General features: G+C 36.4%; 19 protein-coding genes and 8 tRNA genes. All 27 read right to left on the reverse strand.

The window, feature by feature from the left end; all coding sequences use genetic code 11:
* Positions 1-2: 2 nt before the first annotated feature.
* The 27 genes from FW780_RS11130 to FW780_RS11260 all read right to left on the reverse strand — a co-directional run bounded on the left by FW780_RS11130 (position 3) and on the right by FW780_RS11260 (position 21,711).
* On the reverse strand, positions 3-1,139 hold the full coding sequence (locus FW780_RS11130; RefSeq protein ID WP_149833640.1) for a hypothetical protein: 1,137 nt from the start codon (positions 1,137-1,139) through the stop codon (positions 3-5).
* Positions 1,140-1,270: 131 nt separating this feature from the next.
* On the reverse strand, positions 1,271-1,762 hold the full coding sequence (locus FW780_RS11135; RefSeq protein ID WP_149833641.1) for a hypothetical protein: 492 nt from the start codon (positions 1,760-1,762) through the stop codon (positions 1,271-1,273).
* Between the two features lie 274 nt (positions 1,763-2,036).
* On the reverse strand, positions 2,037-2,402 hold the full coding sequence (gene rplL, locus FW780_RS11140; RefSeq protein ID WP_007845452.1) for a 50S ribosomal protein L7/L12: 366 nt from the start codon (positions 2,400-2,402) through the stop codon (positions 2,037-2,039).
* Between the two features lie 46 nt (positions 2,403-2,448).
* Entirely contained in the window at positions 2,449-3,036 is a 588-nt protein-coding gene (rplJ, locus tag FW780_RS11145) for a 50S ribosomal protein L10 (RefSeq protein WP_149833642.1), read from the reverse strand.
* A 17-nt stretch (positions 3,037-3,053) separates the two neighbouring features.
* Entirely contained in the window at positions 3,054-3,746 is a 693-nt protein-coding gene (gene rplA, locus FW780_RS11150; RefSeq protein ID WP_047099699.1) for a 50S ribosomal protein L1, read from the reverse strand.
* Positions 3,747-3,757: 11 nt separating this feature from the next.
* Positions 3,758-4,201 (reverse strand): 50S ribosomal protein L11, encoded by a 444-nt coding sequence (rplK, locus tag FW780_RS11155; RefSeq protein ID WP_149833643.1) that lies wholly within the window; start codon positions 4,199-4,201, stop codon positions 3,758-3,760.
* Between the two features lie 360 nt (positions 4,202-4,561).
* Positions 4,562-6,190, reverse strand: a complete 1,629-nt coding sequence (locus tag FW780_RS11160; protein ID WP_149833644.1) for a T9SS type A sorting domain-containing protein — start codon at positions 6,188-6,190, stop codon at positions 4,562-4,564.
* A gap of 143 nt (positions 6,191-6,333) precedes the next feature.
* Positions 6,334-7,893 (reverse strand): tetratricopeptide repeat protein, encoded by a 1,560-nt coding sequence (locus FW780_RS11165; RefSeq protein ID WP_149833645.1) that lies wholly within the window; start codon positions 7,891-7,893, stop codon positions 6,334-6,336.
* A gap of 168 nt (positions 7,894-8,061) precedes the next feature.
* Positions 8,062-8,730: a hypothetical protein gene (locus FW780_RS11170; RefSeq protein WP_149833646.1), complete on the reverse strand. Its 669-nt coding sequence runs from the start codon at positions 8,728-8,730 to the stop codon at positions 8,062-8,064.
* Positions 8,731-8,737: 7 nt separating this feature from the next.
* On the reverse strand, positions 8,738-9,385 hold the full coding sequence (locus FW780_RS11175) for a hypothetical protein (RefSeq protein WP_149833647.1): 648 nt from the start codon (positions 9,383-9,385) through the stop codon (positions 8,738-8,740).
* 12 nt (positions 9,386-9,397) lie between these two features.
* Complete coding sequence (locus FW780_RS11180) at positions 9,398-10,018, reverse strand: hypothetical protein (protein WP_149833648.1); 621 nt, start codon at positions 10,016-10,018, stop codon at positions 9,398-9,400.
* A gap of 434 nt (positions 10,019-10,452) precedes the next feature.
* Positions 10,453-10,995 (reverse strand): transcription termination/antitermination protein NusG, encoded by a 543-nt coding sequence (nusG, locus tag FW780_RS11185; protein WP_047379257.1) that lies wholly within the window; start codon positions 10,993-10,995, stop codon positions 10,453-10,455.
* Between the two features lie 19 nt (positions 10,996-11,014).
* Positions 11,015-11,221, reverse strand: a complete 207-nt coding sequence (gene secE / locus FW780_RS11190; protein WP_045501119.1) for a preprotein translocase subunit SecE — start codon at positions 11,219-11,221, stop codon at positions 11,015-11,017.
* A 12-nt stretch (positions 11,222-11,233) separates the two neighbouring features.
* A tRNA-Trp gene (locus FW780_RS11195) sits at positions 11,234-11,304 on the reverse strand.
* Between the two features lie 54 nt (positions 11,305-11,358).
* Positions 11,359-12,570 carry an elongation factor Tu gene (gene tuf / locus FW780_RS11200; protein ID WP_034687396.1) on the reverse strand — a complete coding sequence of 404 codons (1,212 nt, stop codon included), beginning with the start codon at positions 12,568-12,570 and terminating at the stop codon, positions 11,359-11,361.
* A gap of 253 nt (positions 12,571-12,823) precedes the next feature.
* Complete coding sequence (locus FW780_RS11205; protein ID WP_149833649.1) at positions 12,824-15,922, reverse strand: efflux RND transporter permease subunit; 3,099 nt, start codon at positions 15,920-15,922, stop codon at positions 12,824-12,826.
* A 69-nt stretch (positions 15,923-15,991) separates the two neighbouring features.
* Positions 15,992-17,077, reverse strand: coding sequence for an efflux RND transporter periplasmic adaptor subunit (locus FW780_RS11210; RefSeq protein WP_149833650.1), 1,086 nt, complete (start codon positions 17,075-17,077; stop codon positions 15,992-15,994).
* Between the two features lie 4 nt (positions 17,078-17,081).
* Positions 17,082-18,323 (reverse strand): TolC family protein, encoded by a 1,242-nt coding sequence (locus FW780_RS11215; protein WP_149833651.1) that lies wholly within the window; start codon positions 18,321-18,323, stop codon positions 17,082-17,084.
* A 220-nt stretch (positions 18,324-18,543) separates the two neighbouring features.
* A complete protein-coding gene (locus FW780_RS11220; RefSeq protein WP_149833652.1) occupies positions 18,544-19,908 on the reverse strand; it encodes a sensor histidine kinase in 1,365 nt (454 codons plus the stop codon).
* Positions 19,909-20,589 (reverse strand): response regulator transcription factor, encoded by a 681-nt coding sequence (locus FW780_RS11225; protein WP_047379264.1) that lies wholly within the window; start codon positions 20,587-20,589, stop codon positions 19,909-19,911.
* Between the two features lie 251 nt (positions 20,590-20,840).
* Positions 20,841-20,912, reverse strand: a tRNA-Thr gene (locus FW780_RS11230).
* Between the two features lie 40 nt (positions 20,913-20,952).
* Positions 20,953-21,025, reverse strand: a tRNA-Gly gene (locus tag FW780_RS11235).
* An 86-nt stretch (positions 21,026-21,111) separates the two neighbouring features.
* Positions 21,112-21,192: transfer RNA gene (locus tag FW780_RS11240), tRNA-Tyr, on the reverse strand.
* Between the two features lie 20 nt (positions 21,193-21,212).
* Positions 21,213-21,286 (reverse strand) — tRNA-Thr (locus FW780_RS11245).
* Between the two features lie 91 nt (positions 21,287-21,377).
* Positions 21,378-21,450: transfer RNA gene (locus FW780_RS11250), tRNA-Gly, on the reverse strand.
* Positions 21,451-21,538: 88 nt separating this feature from the next.
* A tRNA-Tyr gene (locus FW780_RS11255) sits at positions 21,539-21,619 on the reverse strand.
* 18 nt (positions 21,620-21,637) lie between these two features.
* Positions 21,638-21,711: transfer RNA gene (locus FW780_RS11260), tRNA-Thr, on the reverse strand.
* Positions 21,712-21,781: the final 70 nt, after the last annotated feature.

Here is a 21,781-nt window from a genome sequence, read left to right on the forward strand (position 1 = left end):
TTTTAATTGTAAAGAGCTTTCCAGTTACTTCCATTACAACCTTCATGTGCTTTAATGGTTGTATTATATCGGATTGCACCTTCTTCAGCTGCTGTACATGAGGCACCTGCACCGGAAGCAATTCCCTTCATCTGAACTGCGGCTCCTGTAGATGTAGCTGCAGTAGGGATCATATTGATTCCCAATATTGTGTCTGTTCCGTTGCTTTTATTAAAGAAAATATGCTGTTTGTTGGCATACACCATCTGTCCTGCAGCAGCCTGCCCTGAAAACCCTATTGCAAAAGCTTCTATACCAGTTGCTATGTTTGCGGAACCAACTGCTACATTATTCGTTGATGTTGTATTTCCGCTTCCGATAGCAATACCGCCACTATTGATATGATTGTTTCCAACGGTAAGTCCTGTGAGTCCCGTTACGGCATTCTGATTTCCAAAGACTAAATTATTGGCTCCCGTAGCACTATTATTATTTCCTATTACTTTAGCCCCATTATTGGCTGTATTTCCCAATCCGATTGCTACAGCTGGAAAATTCCCCTGCGCAGAGACTGTATTATCTTTTCCCAAAGCAACATTTGAAGAGGTACTGTTTGTAAGGGTATTATTTGATCCCCACGTAAATGAAGCAAAAGAACCTGTTGCAGAATTAGAGTTTCCTCCCTGCAGAGTTCCATTAGTATCTAATATTCCTTTTACATTTTTCTGAGTAGCCAAAACCAAATTCTGGCCGTCGTTGGTTCCTAAGTAATTTCCATTACCAATATCTGTTCCCAAAGTTGCCGTAGTTGCAGTTGTACCAGCATTTCCTACTGTACGCCAACTTCCACTCAGGCTTCCCCATTTAGTACCATCAAAATAATAATATCCTGGTGAAACAACATCAACAGTTTGTCCGGTAGGTGCAGTTTCAACTGAGGTAACGTATACTATTGCTCCTGTTTGGGCTACTGTATAGTTTTTAGCTTTTAACTGTACACCTGTAAGTCTTGGAGCAATCACGCCATCAAGTTTACTGGCATTGGAAGGTGATCCTACTATATCAAAGGTCGCCTGAGCCTGTCCGGTATTAATCCCAACCTGTGCTAATGCTGGTAAACCAAATGATAAAAGAGCGATTGTAAATAATCTGTTTTTCATGTCTAATGATATTTGCTGTTTTTTTATGTGTATGTGTTTTTTTGAAAGGGCAATTCTCAGGCATTCTCATTCAGATAATAAATGAAATAACAGATAGTACTGTAAGAAAGCGCATAAAATTGTTAGAAATATTAGGAGATAAGAGTATGGATTAATTTATCAGGAATTTTAATAATAAATTTAAAGCCATCAACAAGTTTAAAAGGATTTACAAAGAACTTTCGGACTTTATTAAATGTAAGGAAAATATATTCTTTACATATAGAGTATGAATAAGTCCACTTACCCCATACAGCGACAAATTTCACATCTCTAAGGAGAAATAATTGATTATTATTAAAAAAAGAAAATTTGTATGATTGACTATCGCAAAAGAATGCAAAAAATTTATTTTGAACAGGGAATAATTTATTTGCTGCCGCCACATCATTTACGGCTTCAGAAAGATCAACTGAAACATCGTCTAAGTATCGTTGCGGGTGATTATTTATAACTGTACAATATGGTAAATCGGCTTTACTCATTATGTCAGGTATAAACTTAGCGTTTAATTTTCCTATAGCCGCCAAAAGCAACAGAAGTGTAATCTTGTGGCCGTAAGAAAGAAAATAATTTCTATCCAATTATGTTGTGTTTTTTTTCGGTACAAATATAATATTTTTTCAACCAAAATAATACTTTATTAATAAAAAACTAAACAAAATGAACAAATTATAAAATACAAATAAAATATTATGTTAATTTTTAGTAAATAAATAATCATATTAAAATATAACAAAGAAAGAATTAACAATATTCAAATACTATTATTAAATAAAACACATATTTACAAAGACTTACATACAAAAAAGAGCCCGGGCAAATGCCCGGGCTCCTATATTTATAATAAAATTGAAATTATTTCAATTCTACTTCAGCACCAGCTTCTTCTAATTGCTTCTTAAGAGCTTCAGCTTCGTCTTTAGAGATACCAGTTTTGATTGGAGCAGGAGCACCATCTACGATATCTTTAGCTTCTTTAAGACCAGCACCAGTTAAATCTTTTACTAATTTAACGATAGCTAATTTAGAAGCACCTGCAGACTTAAGAATTACGTCGAATTCAGTTTTTTCTTCAGCAGCTTCTCCACCACCTGCAGCAACTACTACAGCAGCAGCAGCTGGCTCAATTCCGTACTCATCCTTAAGGATAGTTGCTAATTCGTTTACGTCTTTTACTGTTAAGTTTACTAGCGTTTCAGCTAAATTTTTTAAATCTGACATTGTTGTAATGTTTTTGTTGATTATTTATTTAATTTCTTGAGTGTAATTATTCAGCACTTGTTTCTTCAGTGCTTTCTGCAGCAGCTTCAGGAGCTTCAGCAGGAGTTTCTTCTACAGCAGGAGCAGCAGCTTCTTCAGCTTTAGCTTCTACAGTTTCAGATTTGTTTTGAAGAGCAGAAACAACTCTTTGAATTGGAGATTGAAGTAATCCGATGATTTCTCCGATCATTTCTTCTCTAGACTTGATGTTAGCAAGTGCAGATAAGTTTTCGTCTCCAACGTAGAAAGTTTCCTGAACAAAAGCAGACTTTAAAGCTGGCTTTTCTTCTTTCTTTCTGAACCCTTGGATTAATTTTGCTGGACCGTTTGCAGTCTCAGAAATCATTAATGCAGAGTTTCCTTTAAAAGTCTGGAACATTTCAGAGTAATCTACTCCTTCAATCTGCTCCATTGCTTTTTGTAAAAGTGTATTTTTTACAACTTTTACTTTGATATTTTGCTTGAAAGCCTGTCTTCTGAATTCTGAAGACTTCGCAGCGTTCAAACCGTCTAGATCTGCTACGTATACTACTTTTGCATCCTGAAGCAAGTCTTTGATCTCTTGTATTGCTACAACTTTTTGGTCTTTTGTCATTGTCTTAAGGATTTATATTAGTTAACAGATTTAGTATCGATTGCAATACCAGGGCTCATTGTAGAAGACAAATAAATGCTCTTTACATAAGTTCCTTTAGCAGCAGTTGGCTTCATTTTGATCAATGTAGAGATCAATTCCTGCGCGTTTTCTTTGATCTTAGCAGCATCGAAAGATACTTTACCAATACCAGCGTGGATGATACCATACTTGTCTACTTTGAAATCAATTTTACCTGCTTTCACTTCAGTTACTGCTTTACCAATTTCCATTGTTACAGTTCCTGATTTAGGGTTCGGCATTAAACCTCTTGGACCTAATACTCTACCTAATGGACCTAATTTACCCATTACAGCTGGCATAGTAACAATAACGTCAACATCTGTCCAACCTTCTTTGATTTTTTGTAAATATTCGTCAAGACCTACATAATCAGCACCAGCAGCTTTAGCTTCTGCTTCTTTATCTGGAGTTACAAGAGCTAATACTTTAACATCTTTACCAGTACCGTGAGGAAGAGATACAACACCTCTTACCATTTGGTTTGCTTTTCTTGGGTCTACACCTAATCTTACAGCGATATCTACAGAAGCATCAAACTTTGTAGTGTTCACCTCCTTTACAAGAGCAGAACCTTCTTCAAGGTTATAGATTCTTCCTTTTTCTACTTTGCTTAAAGCTTCCTTTTGCTTTTTAGTTAATTTTGCCATTTCTTTAAGTTTTAAGCGTTAGTTGGTTTAGTTCCTGTTACTCTTAATCCCATAGATCTAGCAGTACCTGCAACCATAGAAAGTGCAGACTCTGTTGTAAAACAGTTAAGATCCGCCATTTTATCTTCAGCGATTTTCTTTACTTGTTCCCAAGTTACAGAACCTACTTTGTTTCTGTTTGGTTCACCAGAACCTCCCTTGATCTTAGCTGCATCCATTAACTGGATTGCTGCAGGTGGAGTTTTAATAATGAATTCAAAAGATTTGTCTTCATATACTGTAATTACTACAGGTAAAACTTGCCCTGGCTTATCTTGGGTTCTTCCGTTAAATTGCTTACAAAACTCCATGATGTTCACACCTGCAGAACCCAATGCTGGACCTACTGGTGGAGAAGGGTTAGCTGCGCCACCTTTCACCTGAAGCTTTACCATTTTAAAGACTTTCTTAGCCATTGTTTGTTTTTTAAATTTGAATAATTAATGAGTTTGGAAGCATTTATTATTCAGTAGGTTATGCACTCACATAACAATAAACCTACTTTTTGGACTGCAAAAGTATAAAATATTTTTGAAATAGCAAACGGAAATTGCTGATTTTTAAAAAGTTTTAAAAAAATAATTGAGATACAGATTTTTTTCAAATCAGCTTTTGCAACATTACCTTTCAAGGGTATTTTGAATTCCGACTTAATAATAATGGAGTTTTATTCTAACCCATCTTTAAAAGAAAAACTATTACCTAAAAAAAGAAGAACAGATGTCTGTTCTTCTCCCCTTTCATTCTATTTACTATTATTACTATATATGAATGTTTTATTTTTTGATAAATTTCAACCCTTCTTCTTTGCCCTTGATCTTTACAATATAAACTCCTTTTACAAGATCTTTAACTTCAATTTCTCCCTGTTTCATAAAACCGGATTTTACCAATTGACCAGCTGCATTATAAATACTGAAGTTCTGATCTTTTATACCATATATATAAATACTTTCTGCAGCCGGATTTGGAAATATCCTGATCCCTTCAGCTTTAACTGAAACATCCTGAGTTCCCATTGTTCCGTTAGGCAGCAATAAATTTTGCGCATACACAGCAGATGTATTATCTGTATTTTTCTTTTCCTGAAATACCACTACACTTTGCCCGTTCACAGGTCTCAATATACTGGGATAACTTTTAGACGCAGAATAGGTAGCAACCGGAAGATATTGCTGTGGCCAGGAAAAATCACCATTACTCTCCAGCTGTACTGCATTTAAAGAAACATTCAGAGAGGTGGGAGTTTCTTTTTTCTGTACAACAAAAAATGGTTTATTATTAACTAATTGCAACTCTCCGTAATGGAACATAGAAATATTATCAATAGGGAATATCTGTTTTCCATGGTCTGTCAAAAGTCTTGCTCCTGTACTTTTATCAAATTTCTGGATAAATTCTCCATTTTCTCCTTGTGAAGATGAGCTGTAATTGGCCATTGACCATATATAAGATGATCCCTGTGCAAATGCAATTTTCATATCTTTTTCAAAATACGTCTGGTTTGTATCAAAGTCTACCCCAACATTTCCCCAAGGAAGGCTGCTGTTTGAATTAATTCTCTGAAGATAGCCGTCAAATCTCATATTTTCACCACTGCTAAATCCATAGTATACCACATCTCCATCTACGGCTCCGGAATATTTTGTATTATAAGCAACAGATTTAGTCGTAATCTGCTTAGGACCATCCCATATCAAAGCTCCGTTTTTTAAATTGATTTTCTGAGCGAACAGATTGCTCGTTGTTCCGAAGGATAATTGTTTGTGAAAAATAATTTCACATTCATTATTAGGAAGTTCAAAGAGGTCAGCTGGTATAGTATTTTTAGTTGTATCATTGGAAAGAATTTGTGTAGGACTTGCCCATACCGACTGTCCAGCAGCGTTAAATCTTTGTATTTTAGTATATTTCTGACTGGGAGGAAAATACCCTACCAGAATATCCCCATTAGACAAAGGCAGAATCGTGGGCAGATATCCTTCTCCCAAACTAATCCCATTAGGCCATTCGGATACTCCTTGTGGGGTAATTTTAAAAACATATCCCGGTGTACCTGCACCTGTTCCTGTAACTCCGATGTAAAGATTATCTGAAGCATCTACTGCAGTTTTCTCTACAACGGTATAAGTACTCATCGGAATCTGATCTGTAATTTTAATACCGTCAACTCCCAATTGTTTATTTCCCTGCTGATCTAGTATCTGCAATCTAAGTTCAAAGTTTACCGGAGCCGGAACACTTTTCCAATATCCGATATAGGTCTTCCCATCACTGGTAGTTGCTGCGAAGGAAGATCCTCCAGGTTTTGATACCATAAGGTTTTGATCCAGAGCAGGATTCCATTGCCCTTTCCCCCAAAAGCTTAGGGATAGGGTTACAAAAAGGGTAAGTAATTTTTTCATAGTGGCATTGTTTTAAATAGGAGACAAAGGAATGTAATCCCCTTCAACAGTATTTAAAATCATCCACACAATTACCACATCATGAGTAAAAACCACCACACTCTTTCCACACACCTACACCCAAACAAATGATAAACAAATAGTTACAATTCATTCAAATATTGAGCAAGATCTTCTTTAGTATTGGTAAGATCCATTTTTTTTCTAAGTCTTGTTCTTGAATTTTCTATTGTTTTTGGGGTGACATTTAAAAGATTGGAAATTTCTTTTGTTGATAATTTAAGTTTCAGCATAGCTGCAAGTCTTTTATCATAATTGGTAAGTCCCGGATGTCTGCGGTCCAGATTTTCATAAAATGATTCATGAATATTTAAAAAATGGTACTCAAAGTCTCCCCAGGAGTCCTGTTTGGTATTCAGTTTAATTTCATTGATAATTCTTGAAACTTCATCAATCTCACTATCCTTGAGTTTAGATTTCAACACATTCACCTGCTCCAGAAGAGATTTGAAAATTTCTTCTATTTTGGATTGCTCCATTGACTTATAGACCAACATTTTCTCTTTCATCTGGTTATCTATTTCCAATTCTTTTTCTCTGTTTTCAATAAGTTTTTTTTCTAAACGTAGTTTCTCTGTTTTATTTCTGAAATTGATAAGGAGTAAAATACAGATTACCAAAACCAACAAAAGAATAATGACCATCACTACATAGAGCATATTTTTCTTATCCTGCTCAATTTTATCAAGCCTTTTCTGCAGTTCATAATCATGTTTTACTTTTAATCTTTCTACATTCACCGCCTTTTCTTCTATATTCAGTAAGTCCCGGATAGAATCATATTTCTTAAAAGTTTCTGCGGAAAGCTGGTATTCTTTGTTCAACTGGTAAGCTTTGTACAGGGTCTTTAAATAATTGGTGTTATCAAAACTTACAGCATTCGGGATTACATAATTTCCAAGATTCTTTGCATACAATAAAGCATTCTGGGGATTTTGTATTGCAGTATAGAAATTAGCCAGATTGTAATTGACCTGATAATTTGATTTTTTATCATCAATATTATTATTTTTCAGAATATCCCTTGCTTCCAATAAATAACTTTCGGCTTTTACTATATTCCCTTCCTGAAAATTAAATTTCCCAAAATTTGAAAACACAAAAGCTTTCAATACCGGATCATCATAGTTCTCAAATGACATCAAACCCTTTTCAAAATAATATCTTGATGAATCCATTTTTGATAACACCAGATAAGCATTTCCCAGGTTGTTCAAGGCTTTAATAGTTTCTGCTTGTTTTTTTTGTTTCTGATAAAAGCTTAAAAGTTTTTTGTAGTAGACAATTGCTCTTTTGGTATCATTGAGCTGAGAATAAGTATAGGCAAAAATAGCATCTATCTTAGCTGTCTTTCCATCGTCTTTATCCAAAAAGATATGATAAGCTCTGGCGGAGTAATCCAGTGCAATATCAAAATAATTAGCATCACTGTAGATTTTTGCAGCTTCTATATAAAAGTCACCCAAATTACTTTCCGGAACGCTTTTTCTGGCTTTCTGTATATTGAATTCTGCTTTTGGCCAGTCTTTAAACTTCAAATCATTAGCAGTACGTATATATTGTTCATATTCTGCCTTATTCTGACCAAAACAGAACAGTCCAGAACATAGTAACAGCAATAAAAAAGGTAATCGTTTTCCCATAGAATATAATTCCACATAAAATTATAAAATCATTTGAAAAAACAACATACAATCTGCAATGAACGCTATGATTTAGCAATATATTTTAAAATAATCTGTGAAAATGTAAAACAAAAACGGTCATTTACAATAAATGACCGTTTTTGTTTTTATAATGAAAAAGATTTACTAAAAACCTGATGGTTTGGTAATCGTCTGCGTAGAACCATTATTCCCGCCAAGATCAGCATTAACATCACTGATATTTTGTTTATTAATGAGCCTTCTATAAGCCATCAAATAAAGATCAACCGTAAAGTTGTTATAAGTTCTTGATGGAGTGGAAGAACTCACTGCCAGAATTCTGCTGTCAGTAAATCTTGCTCTGATATGCCAGGTTCCGTTACTTTTGAATGCTACAACATCCGGTGATCCCTGTTTGTTATCATTCACTCCATTGTCTCCATAATCAAGCATTACATTGGTAGTACCATCATTCAGTTTAAATGAATAGTTATGAAGTATAACCAGAAAGTTGTTTGCATCAATCTTGGTATCATAATCTGCAATTCCTGTTCCGGATACTCCTGTAAGAGTAAGCTTAAGATAATTAAACAATCCACTGCTTTCTAATGCCGGATCATACAGTTGTAAACCATTTTGAGAAGTTGCTAAAAAGCTACCTCCCGTCATGGTAGGCTCACCTGGATTTCTTAAATATAGAGAATTTGTGTAGGTCTTTCCGTTAACGTCAAGTGTTTCTGTAGGATTATCAGTATTTATTCCTACTTTTCCTTTCTGGGCATTCAGAAATATTCCCAGACACATGATTATAGTGATATAAATTTTTCTTTTCATAGTTTTTTTATTGAAGTCCTAAAGGCGTATTGGTTGAAACTCCTGAATAAGCAGGTGAGGCTGATGCTGAAACAGAACCGTTGAAAGTACCCCAGTCTTTAACTAATGATTTTTCAAAGACATTCAGGGTAAGAGTCCATGTTCCATTTTGAGATGAAACAGTACCGGCTCCTTTAAAGCTCAAATTAATCGCATGATAATTTTTACCTCCACTTGTTACCTGGGTAACTTCAGTAGAATAAGACCCAAATGATTTTGGGTTAGTCGTCGTATTAGCTGCCGACACCGCTCCTGTAAAAACAGCACCTGTAATTGCCACAACATATTTATCAACATCTAATCCTGTATTGAGATTCACAACTTCATCCTGTCTCACATTTTTCAATACAATATTATACATATTTACAGGGGCTACATTACGGAGCGATATGTCCAACAACTTTACTTTACCTACCGGTGATGTATCTTTTGAACGGGTAAGAAGAAGATAGTTTCCGCTTGCCTTCGTATTTTCAGTATCTATTAAATAGGACTCTACCAGTGTTTCTCCTTCTACATCGAGAGTTCCTTTGGGTGTACTTGTGTTTATTCCAACTTGTGCATTAATGCTTAAAGCAGCAAAACCCGTAAAGAGTATCGCAATAATTTTTTTCATAAAGTATTTGTATTATTGAATTAATGGAGCTGCAGCAGCACCCGTTGTTGAAGCATTAAGGCTTTGTGTAGAATTAAAATCTTTGGCATATGATCTGTCAAATACCAGCAAATTCAGTGTCCAGACTCCCGTAGGGAAAGAGTTATCAGGAGCGAATCCTTGATAATCTGCCTTAAGTTTCCATGTTCCACCTGAAGAATAAGCAAAGATCTGAGGCATTGGTGTCACCCAGTCTGCTGTATAAGTTCTTGTAGGCTGTGTAAATCCAAAAGAAGAAATTACCACCAAAAATTTACTGGAATTAATCTTTGTGTCAAATTGATTTACCCAGTCTTTATCTGAGGGATCACAGGTAATTTTAAATTGAATAAGATTAATCGGTGCCGGAGAATTGGGTACAAAGGAATCGTTGTACGCCGTAATTTTGTTTTCCGGAGCTGGAGATTTGATAATGAAAGTGTAGTTCTCATCCGCTTTCAATTTCTCCAAAGGCTGCTTGAAAACAACTCCTGATGTCTTCATGGTACCGTTCACGGTAAGTTCTTTTTCAGGATTCGCAGTGTTTATACCAACCTGCGCACTCGCGAATACGGATGTACCCACAAGAATGACCATCGAAATAATTTTTGTCATTGGGTTATGTGTTTATATAAGGCTTGTGTTTTGAATAGCTAATTCAAATTTTACATTTTTTTGTAAAAACATAAAACAGACATACGCCTGTAAACAGTGTATGAATAAAAAAATATAAAATTTTTGGATTAGTTATCATGTTGTTGCAAGAAACATGCCATCCAAAAGTGAATCAAGCATAAGGGAAAAATATGATCTGCAAAAAACGGCCTTATTCCCAATATAGTGATAATTGAATTAAAGCAAAGATCTTGATAGAGATAAACAATAGCAATTGAGAATATAAAAATTCCAGAAAACAATTTTAAAGAAAATTAAAAAAAATAATTCGCCGATATGGTAAATCATAATTATTATAAACCACAATGTAAAACGAGTATATAAAAACAAAAAGGACCGCTTAGTAGCAGTCCTGTTTTATTTTATAGTAATTATTATACTTTTTCTACTTGCATGTAGCTTAGTTCCATTGGAGTTTTTCTACCGAAGATCAATACAGAAACTTCAATTTTCTTTTTGTCTTCAAGAATCTTCTCAACTGTACCATTGAATCCGTTGAAAGGTCCATCGATTACTTTAACGTTTTCACCTACTACATAAGGAATTTCAACATCGCTTGCAAATTCTGAAAGTTCATCCATTCTTCCAAGCATTCTGTTAACCTCTGATTTTCTCATTGGAACAGGATCACCTCCTTTAGTTAAACTTAAGAAAGAAATAACTCCAGGGATATTCTTGATAACGTGAGGAATCTCTCCCATCAGGTCAGCTTCAATCATCAAGTATCCAGGGTAATAAGGTCTCTCTTTAGGAACTTTTTTTCCGTTTCTAATTTGAATTACCTTTTCCATAGGAATAACCACTTGAGTAACGTACTGATCAAACCCTAGACGTTTGATTTCTGTCTCAATATAGTTTTTCACTTTATTTTCCTGTCCGCTGATTGCTTTCAGCACATACCATTTCAATTCGCTCATTATGGGAAAATACTTTTAATTAATTGAACAAGTTGATTAGCATTCCAATGATGTTGCTGATTGATTTAGAAAACAATTCATCAACTCCAAAAGTAAATAGAGCCAGAATCACTGTCGCAATAGTCACTACAATAGTAGATGACTGAAGGTCAGCCCACTTTGGCCATTCAACTTTATGTCTGAATTCGTTATAAGAACCTTTTAAAAAATCGACAAATGAACTCATAATTTATATTTGCACGGGCACAAGGATTCGAACCCTGATCAACGGTTTTGGAGACCGGTATCCTACCATTGGACGATGCCCGTAGATAAAAAGCTTCCGAGAGTTTCCTTTCGGAAGCTTTATTTATTTTAAGATGATTAGTCTAGAATTTCAGTAACCTGACCTGAACCAACTGTTCTACCTCCTTCTCTGATCGCAAATCTAAGACCTACGTTAAGAGCGATTGGCTGTAACAATTCTACAGTGATCTCTAAGTTATCTCCTGGCATTACCATTTCTACACCTTCTGGTAAGAAGATCTCACCTGTAACGTCAGTAGTTCTTACGTAGAACTGAGGACGGTACTTGTTGTGGAATGGAGTGTGACGTCCACCTTCTTCTTTAGAAAGGATATAAACAGAAGCTTTGAATTTTTTGTGTGGCTTAACTGAATCTTTCTTAGCGATAACCATACCTCTCTTGATGTCAGTTTTTTCAATACCTCTCAACAATAGACCTACGTTATCTCCAGCTTCACCTCTATCTAGGATCTTTCTGAACATCTCAACTCCTGTAATAGTAGAAGTTAATTTCTCGTCACCCATACCTACGATATCAACTGGATCACCAGTGTTGATAACACCAGCCTCGATTCTACCAGTTGCTACAGTACCTCTACCTGTAATAGAGAATACGTCTTCGATTGGCATCAAGAATGGCTTTTCAGTATCTCTTGGTGGTTGCTCGATCCAAGTATCAACAGCATCCATCAATTCTTCAACGCTCTTGAACCACTTATCTTCTGTGTTAGCAGGAGATGCAGTAGCTGCAGTAAGAGCTCCTAGTGCAGAACCTTGAATTACTGGAGAGTTGTCTCCGTCAAATTCGTAAGTAGATAATAAGTCTCTAAGCTCCATTTCAACAAGCTCTAATAACTCTGGATCATCTACCATGTCAACTTTGTTCATGAAAACAACGATTCTTGGTACGTTTACCTGACGGCAAAGTAGGATATGTTCTCTAGTCTGAGGCATTGGACCGTCAGTTGCAGCACATACTACGATAGCTCCATCCATTTGAGCAGCACCAGTTACCATGTTCTTAACATAGTCGGCGTGACCTGGACAGTCAACGTGAGCATAGTGTCTTTTTTCAGTTTCGTATTCAATGTGAGCAGTATTGATAGTAATACCTCTTTCTTTTTCTTCTGGAGCAGAGTCAATTGCAGAGAAGTCTTTTTTCTCAGCAAGACCTTTGCTAGCTAATACAGCAGAAATAGCAGCTGTAAGAGTAGTTTTACCATGGTCAACGTGACCAATAGTACCAATGTTCAAGTGTGGTTTGTTACGATTAAACGTTTCCTTTGCCATGATTTAAAATTATTTATTTATTGTTTTTCAAATTTTCGGTGTGCAAATATAATGAATTTTTAAATACCAAAAACTTTTTATTAAAAAAACTTTCAATATTCTCATCCAGTGAAGGACAAACCTTATATTTAACGTATTGAGACTGCAAATTTACATATTTTTCCTGATTGAAAAAAACTTTCTGAAACCTTTTATGAAAAAGCCTGAAATACAGAATATTCCAGGCTTCACTAATATATAAATGAAAGAAAAATCACATGTGGCTGAGCTTTTTGGTCCGGTTGAAGATCCAGAAGATAATCGGAAAAATAAGCAGAGTAAGCACGGTAGCTGTAATAAGCCCTCCGATAATGACAATCGCCAGAGGTTTTTGAGATTCTGATCCGATTCCTGTTGACAAGGCTGCTGGCATCAACCCAATAGAGGCCATAAGCGCTGTCATAATTACGGGTCTGGTTCTGGATTTCACCCCATTTAATATCGCAGAGTCTATATCAAGACCGTCTTTTACATTCTGATGAAATTCTGTGATAAGAATTACCCCGTTTTGGATACAAATTCCCAAAAGGGCAATCATTCCTACTCCGGCCGAGATTCCAAAATTGATTCCGGTAACATGTAAAGCGATAATTCCTCCTATTAAAGCAAATGGTACATTCGCTAATACTAGAAGAGAGTCTTTCATATTTCCAAACAGGATAAACAACAGGAAGAAAATCATCAGAATACTCACTGGTACCACTTGCGCCAATCTGTGAGAGGCCCGTTGCTGGTTTTCAAACTGCCCTGTCCATCCTACGGAATAACCATCCGGAAGTTCAATAGTCTCAACTTTTTTCTGAGCATCGGCAATAGTGCTTCCCAAATCTCTGTCACGGATGGAGAATTTAACTCCGATATATCGTTTGATATTATCCCTGTAAATAAATGCAGCTCCATTATCTTTAACAATGGTACTTATTTCTTTTAAAGGGATCTTTGCCCCATCCTGGGTAGGAACCATCAAAGCCGCAATATCGTTCTCATTGGTTCTATATTCCTGTGAATAACGCAGACGGATGGGAAATTTTCTTTCACCGTCAAACATTTCCGAAGCGGTTTTTCCACCAAAAGCCATCTCCAATACGGCCTGTGCATCTGCCGGCATTACACCGTAAGCTGCCATTTTATCTCTGTCCAGCACAACACTCACTTCCGGCTGGCCGATATTTTTAATAATTCCGGGATCTTTTACTCCTTCTACATCTTTAATTTTTAATAGAACTTCATTGGCTATTTTATCCAGGGTTTCCAGATTATCACCATAGATTTTGATTCCGTTTTCTGCTTTAAAACCCGCTACTGCTTCCGCTACATTATCTGAAATCGGCTGGGAATAATTGAAAGTGATTCCCTGATAACTTCTGAGTTTTTTATCAATCTCATTAATCAATTCATCATAAGTGATCTTACGTTTCCATTCTTCTCTTGGCTTAAGGTTAACGGCAAACTGTACGAATCCAAATCCATTAGGGTCCGTTCCGTCATTACTTCTCCCCGTCTGCGCCAGAACGTCTGTGACTTCTGAAAAGCTCATAATATCTTTCTTTAAAAGGTCTGCTGTTTTCAGAGATTCTTTTAATGAGGAACTCATCGGCATTTCTGCAGTGATCCACAATGAACCTTCATTCAATTGAGGCAGGAATTCTGTTCCTAAAAATTTACCGGAAAATAAAGTGACCGCCAGAAAAGAGATGGCAACGATCATACTTGTTTTTTTATGCTTAAATGTTAAATTAAAGCCTTTCAGAACGATTCTGTCCCAGAAATTAACAAACGGATTATTTTTTTCTCTTACATTTTTATTTAAAAGAATATGAGAAAGTACAGGAACCAGTGTTAAGGTAAATATTAGCGCTCCAATTAATGCAAATCCCAGAGTAAAAGCCAAAGGAGAGAACATCTTCCCTTCTACTTTCTGAAATGAGAAAATGGGAATCAGGGAGGTAATAATGATTAATTTTGAAAAGAAAATCGCTTTCCCTAATCCGGTTCCGGTCTGCTTGATCCAGCCGCCTTTCGCAAGTTTATTAAACTTTTCCGTTCCGTACCGTTTCGCTTTATGATCCAGCATTACAAAGAGACCTTCTACCATGACGACGGCTCCGTCTATGATGATCCCGAAATCTACCGCTCCTAATGAAAGCAGGTTGGCACTCATTCCGGCCAGCTTTAAACATAAAAATGCAAAGAGTAAGGATAGCGGAATAATGATAGAAACAATTAGTGTTGTTCTCCAGTCGGCCATAAAGATTAAAACGATTACCGTTACCAGTACAATTCCTTCGATAAGGTTATGCATTACGGTATGGGTTGTAAAGTCCATCAGATTATCGCGATCGTAGAAAGTAACCATTTTGACATCTTTCGGAAGTATTTTTTCATTAAGCTCTTTAATTTTAGCCTTCACTCCTACCAAAACCTCTCTTGGATTTTCTCCTTTTCTCATGACAACAATTCCTTCTACCGTATCGTCATGATGATTCAGGGCAGCTTGTCCTACTCTAGGCATGGAACTTTCATGAACTTCAGCAACATTCTTTACCAAAACAGGATTTCCACTATCATTCTGAATGGTAATATTTCCGATATCGGCTACTGATTTCACCAAACCAATCCCTCTTACTACGTAGGCCTGTCCGTTTTTTTCAATAACATCCCCTCCTACATTCAGGTTACTTTTGGTGACAGCATCATATACCTGAAGCGGGGTCAGGTTGTATTTATCTAATGCTCTTGGATCTATACTTAGTTCAAAAACTTTATCCTGCCCACCGAAGACATTAATATCTGCTACTCCGGGAACACCTCTTAAAGCACGGTCAATTACCCAGTTTTGCAGAGTAAGCAACGCTCTTGAGTCTTTTGTTTTACTTTCCAGTGTATATCTGAAAATCTCACCGGTAGGCCCGTAGGGTGGCTGTACTTCCGGATCTACCTCATCAGGAAGGCTAATGGTTCTTAATTGGTTATTGACCTGATTTCTGGCAAAAGTATCGTCCACCCCATCGTCAAACAGAATTTTAACAATGGAAAGTCCAAACATTGTGGTACTTCTCACACTTGTTTTCTTCTGAACCGGGCTCATCGCCAATTCGATGGGTGTAGTTACAAAACGTTCTACTTCTTCTGCACTGCGCCCGTTCCATTGGGTAATGATTACAATCTGGGTGTTGGTAACATCCGGAAAAGCTTCAATAGGCATATTTTTGAAACTTATAAAACCGGAGATGGCTAAAATCGCAACCCAGATAAAGGTAAATGCTTTATTTTTTAATGAAAAAGCAATTATATTTTTTATGAATTTATTCATGATAGATAAATTGATGACCTAAAAAAGCCGTTAAAGAAAAATGTCAATATTCTTAATGGTTTTATAAGACTAACTGTTCAGTGAACGATATATCAGCAGCTGGTTATTGGTAATCACCTCTTCTCCTTCTTTCAAGCCATCTGCAATATAAGTGACATCTCCCACCTGCTTTAATACTTTAATTTCTCTGATCTTTACATCTGTTCTGGATTTAAAAATCACTACAAAGCTTTTATTATCATCAAAAATCACAGCTTTGGACGGAACAGTGAGCATCGTATTGCTTTCCAGGCTGGAAACTTTTATCGTTGCTTTACTGTCCGGAATTAGAAGCCCGTTGGCGTTATCCAGTACCACTCTTGCCTGCATGGCATTGGTCTGCGGATCTATAATTTTAAATATTTTATCAATTTTCCCATCAAAAACTTTATCCGGATAAGAAAGAGTAGATACCTGAGCTTTCATTCCAAGACTGATTTTATCAATATCCGATTCATTGACATTCATAATTGCCCAAACGTTGGTTGTATTGGCAACATCAAAGATATTATCACTTCTGTCACTTCTAAGCTGCATATCTTTATTGATACTTTTCTGAACAATATAACCGTTGATGGGTGCTACTACACTGTATATATTTCCGGTCTTCACATTATAAACCGTGCTTACTGCTGCAGCTCTCTGTAACTGATCTTCGGCTTTTTGCAACTGGCTTTTGGCTTCCAGGACATCTCTTTCTGTATTTAGCTTTCCTTCGTACAGCTCTTTTGCAACACGAAGATTATTTTTCGCTACTACCAGATCTGTTTTTGCATCGCTTACATCTTTTTGAATTTCTGCAAGCTCGGTACTCCTGATGGTTGCCAGTACCTGTCCTTTTTTTACATAGTCTCCCAGTTCTACGTTTACACTCATCACATTTCCTCCTACCAACGGATAAACATCTATATAACTGTTTTTGTCTGCTGAGATCTTTCCGTAAAAGCTGTATTCATCTTCTATGTTCTTTTTTTCAACTTTTGCCAGAGAAATAGAATTCAGCATCGTGTTGCTCAGCTCAAATCCCTTTTTGGCGTGATTGGTTTTCTCTTCTTCTTTTTTGGAACAGGCCAATAATGAAAGGGCCATCAATACGGGAATAATATATGTTTTCATGATTTTAATAGAAGATTTTCGTTTGTACTAGTTGATTAAGCTGTTCTGCGGACTGCATGATCTCATTTTTCATATCATAGATTTGTAGGGCTGTTTCCCTGTAGCTATCCATAAAGTCTGTAAATTCAATCAGGTTGACATTTCCTTTTCTGAAGTTGTTCAGCATTCCGTTGTATACAAGATCCATATTCTGCAGATCTGTAGTTTTAATGTCCAAAAGCTGGTCATACTGAGCTTTCCAGGTTTTATAAGCAGATTGAACTTTTGTCTCAAGGGTTAGTTTCTGGAGATCAGCATTTTTCTGATTCTGTTGAATGGCATAGTTTGCTTTTACCACATTCCCCTGATTTGCTTTCCATAAAGGCAAAGGAATTCCCAAGGTTAGGTTAGCTTCATTATTAAAAGTTCCGCCTGCCTGATCCCATGCAGCACCTACTGTCACATCCGGTACATTCAGAGATTTCTGCCATTGTGCATATAACTTGCTATTATCAATGAGTTTCAGATTGTATTGGTAATCCGCATTATTTTCCAGCGCTTTGCTTTTCAGTTCTTCTTCATTTCCGAAAGGCTGTGCTGCCAGTGATTCTTTAGCTTCAGCTTCAGACATCGTTGGTTCTATTTCTTCCGAAACTCCTGTTAAAACTTTCAGGTTTTGTTCAAAATCCAGAATATTTTTATTGATCTCCAGCTTATCATGATTCAGCTGGATCACAATACTCTGTAACCTGACAGCATCTTTTAGGGAAACATTTCCTTTTGCTGACTGTACACGATAAGCGTTTAAAAGATCATTCATATACCCTAACTGCTTATTGGTATTCTCCAGTTTTAGTTTTTCGTAATACAGGTTGAAATAAGCAGAACGTAGCTGGGACCTTAAATCAGCCAGCAATTGGGAAAACTGAAGTTGGGCAAGTTCTTTGTTAGATTTGGCAAAAGCAATTTCGTTTTTCTTTTTCCCCCCCATATAGATCAATTGGGTAATTCCTGCTCCTTTTGAGTGGCCTACATCAAAAACTTTTTTATCCTGAGGATTGTAAGCATTGAACTGTCCGCTTAATTGTGGTAATTCCCAGATCTTAGCCTGCAGGATATCTGCATCAGCCATATTGATGTTGTATTGTTCGGCGAGCAGCTGGAGGTTGTTCTTCTGAAAGGCTTCTTCGCAATCCAAAAGAGACATCTGCTGTTGTGCTGCCATGAATGAGGAAACGGCGAGACACAGCACTGCAATTCTGTTCATTGTTTTTCTTTTTAAATTACAAAATTGCTCTGATGCTATTAAAAGAAACTTAAATGATGCTTAAAAAAATATTAAAATCTCCTTCTACAGGACGTTTCAAAGAAATAAAACAACAATTGAACAGGCATTTTATTCTCCAATAGTTGAGTTTTTTATCAAAAATTTAATCCGGAGTTTAACAAAAAAAGCAACTGCTTTTGAGGCCAGTTGCTTTTGAATATTATTTCTTAAAAATTAAAGTAAACTTATTGATATATTCCTGAGGGGAAGAGTAGATGATCTCAGCATCATGATATTCGAGAATCCTTTTGACAATTCTAAGCCCTAAACCTGATCCCGCAATATTCTGCGCATTATTTCCTCTCGTGAAAGCTTCAAACAGCTTGGTCTGCTCATCTTCAGAGATCGTATTTCCATGAGAAAGAACTTCTACAGAAAGATTATCATTCGTTTCGGTAATCAAGACATTCACTTCTGTATTGTCAGAATATACCGCTGCATTTTTAAAGAGATTAATAAAAACGATGACCAAAAGCGATTGAATTCCTTTTATCATCAGGAAAGCATTTTCGGAACTATCTTCATTAATCAGAAAATCAAGTTTAAGCTGCGGATAACTTTTCTCTACCGCTTCAAAAGCTTCAAAGATAACTTCATCAATTCTTACTTCTTCATAAATACTCTGAATATTTTCTTTATCAAATTTTGTAAGCAGCAAAAGTGAATTCGTCAAATCCGACAACTGGTATACATCCCGCTGAATCTGTTGCAAAGAAGACAGAGTTTCCGGCGAATGCTCTTCAAATTTTATAAGGTTCTCCAGCTGAAATGCCATTCTTGTAATAGGTGTCCTGATTTCATGGGAAGCACTTGCGGTAAAATCCTTTTGCGATTGAAATACATCATCGAGCCGTCCGATCATTGTATTAAATGATTTTGCCAGCACACTGACTTCATCATTTGACTGCTCCACGGGAATCTGTTTTGTAAGTTTATGAGCCGTCACTTCAGAAATCTCTTTGTTCAGATCTTCCAGCGGGCGTAGGAATTTTTCCACAAAATAATAACTGAAAAAGCCAATAAGAAGGGTACTCATAGCATAAGCCGTGATCAAAAGGTATTTCAGATACCCCAGTTTCGATTTTCCATTGGTGTCAAAGGCACTGGTAAGAATATAATAATCTTCACCGTTAATTGTCCTGAGTGCGGCATAGATCTCCGGAACTGTTTTCTCCGTAAAAATAATCTTCTTTTTATCCAGTTCTTTAAGCATTGCACTGTCCCAGGTAACATTCCGGTCTTTGATGGTACTGTAGATCAACTCTTTTTTCTCGTTGAAAATTAAAATCTTTTCATTCAAGAGAATGTTATCCGAATTTTCATTGAAGAAAACCGGAGCTTCTTCCTCAAAGTCTTTGGATTTTGAAATGAAATGAGAGGTGAATTCAAGTCTCTGCCTGAATCTTTCTTTAAACTCATCCCTCCTGAAATCGTTAAAAGATAAATAAATGACTGCCATCACCATCCCAAAAAGCAATGAAAAGGCGATACTGATCGTTAAGGCTATCTTTCTTTTTAAAGACATTTATAGTGGGCTAAGATAATATCCGAAACCAGAACGGGTATGGATCAGTTTTATTTTAAAATCTTTATCAATCTTTTTCCTCAGGAAATTGATGTAAACTTCTACCGTATTGGTATTCGTATTGAAGTTGTGTTCCCATACATGCTCTGTAATCTGCTGTTTTGAAACGGTTCTCCCCTGCGCTTCCGCAAGATAAACCAGCAGCTGAAATTCTTTTAACGTAAGGGTGATTTCATTTCCTCCACGATAAACCTTCTGCTCGGTTTTATTAATAATAAGGTCATCAATTCTAAGAATATCCTGATCTGAATTATCTGAAGGTGCCTTTCTTCTCAAAAGTGAATTCATTCTTAGAAGAAGTTCTTCAAACTGAAAAGGCTTTACCAGGTAATCATCGGCCAGTCTGGTGAAGGCATCTTTCTTATCAGAAATATCACCATAGGCAGAAATGATAATAATCGGTGTATTCTTATCAAAAGAACGGATTGTCTGGCAGACATCGAGTCCATTTATTTTAGGAACATTAATGTCGAGCAAATACAGTTCGTATGTATTATTTTTTATCTGACGGAGAAAAGTTTCTCCATCGTAAATCTTATCACAGTTAAAATTATTTGATTCTAAAAATCGGCAAAGTTCTGCAGACAAAATGAGATCATCTTCTAATAAAAGAATATTCATCAAAAATTATTTTACACGAATTTAACGAAAATTTTATGATTGTGATTCTAAAGATGAAGTAAAAATTTCCAAGACATCCCAGTACTCTATTCCTAGTAGATAAAAAATGGACTGAACAAAAAATCGGATGGAATTGATTTACCCCTTTGTTTAAGCAAGTGTTTAACTATAAAATTTCTTCAGTGATGCAATCACATCATTTTTTTAAAATAGGGGTAAAAAAAATCCCGAAGAAATTCGGGAAAATCGAGAGCCAACTACGGGACTTGAACCCGTGACCTCTTCCTTACCAAGGAAGCACTCTACCGCTGAGCTAAGTCGGCATCAACTAAAAAAATCACACTAAGTAGCGTGATTTTTTTGAGCGGAAGACGGGGGTCGAACCCGCGACATTCAGCTTGGAAGGCTGACGCTCTACCAACTGAGCTACTTCCGCAATTTTGTTTCCAAAACTATTGGTAAACGCTGTGCAAAACTAAGAAAACTTATTTAATCCTGCAAGTTTTTTTATAATATAAAATGTGGGGAGAGCAGGATTCGAACCTACGAAGCCGAAGCAACTGAGTTACAGTCAGTCCCATTTAGCCACTCTGGAATCTCCCCAGATATTTTATATTAAAATGAGCCTCCAGAGGGATTCGAACCCACGACCCCGAGATTACAAATCACGTGCTCTGGCCAACTGAGCTATGGAGGCATTTTAATAAAAGACTGAAGGTGATTGAGAGAATCTACTCTACACATTTCAGTGTTAAAAAAAAATCACCGTTATTAAGGTGTTTTTTTTGAGCGGAAGACGGGGGTCGAACCCGCGACATTCAGCTTGGAAGGCTGACGCTCTACCAACTGAGCTACTTCCGCAATTTTGTTTCCAAAACTATTGGTAAACGCTGTGCAAAACTAAGAAAACTTATTTAATCTTGCAAGTTTTTTTTATAAAAATATAAAGTGGGGAGAGCAGGATTCGAACCTACGAAGCCGAAGCAACTGAGTTACAGTCAGTCCCATTTAGCCACTCTGGAATCTCCCCAAAAGTTTATATTTTATGAGCCTCCAGAGGGATTCGAACCCACGACCCCGAGATTACAAATCACGTGCTCTGGCCAACTGAGCTATGGAGGCAAATATAAAAAAGAATTCAAAAGATCGCTGTTCCTTTTTTGCGAGTGCAAATATAGAACGGATTTTTTGA

The sequence above is a fragment of the Chryseobacterium sediminis genome (assembly GCF_008386505.1).
In the GTDB taxonomy this organism is placed as follows: Bacteria; Bacteroidota; Bacteroidia; order Flavobacteriales; family Weeksellaceae; genus Chryseobacterium; species Chryseobacterium sediminis.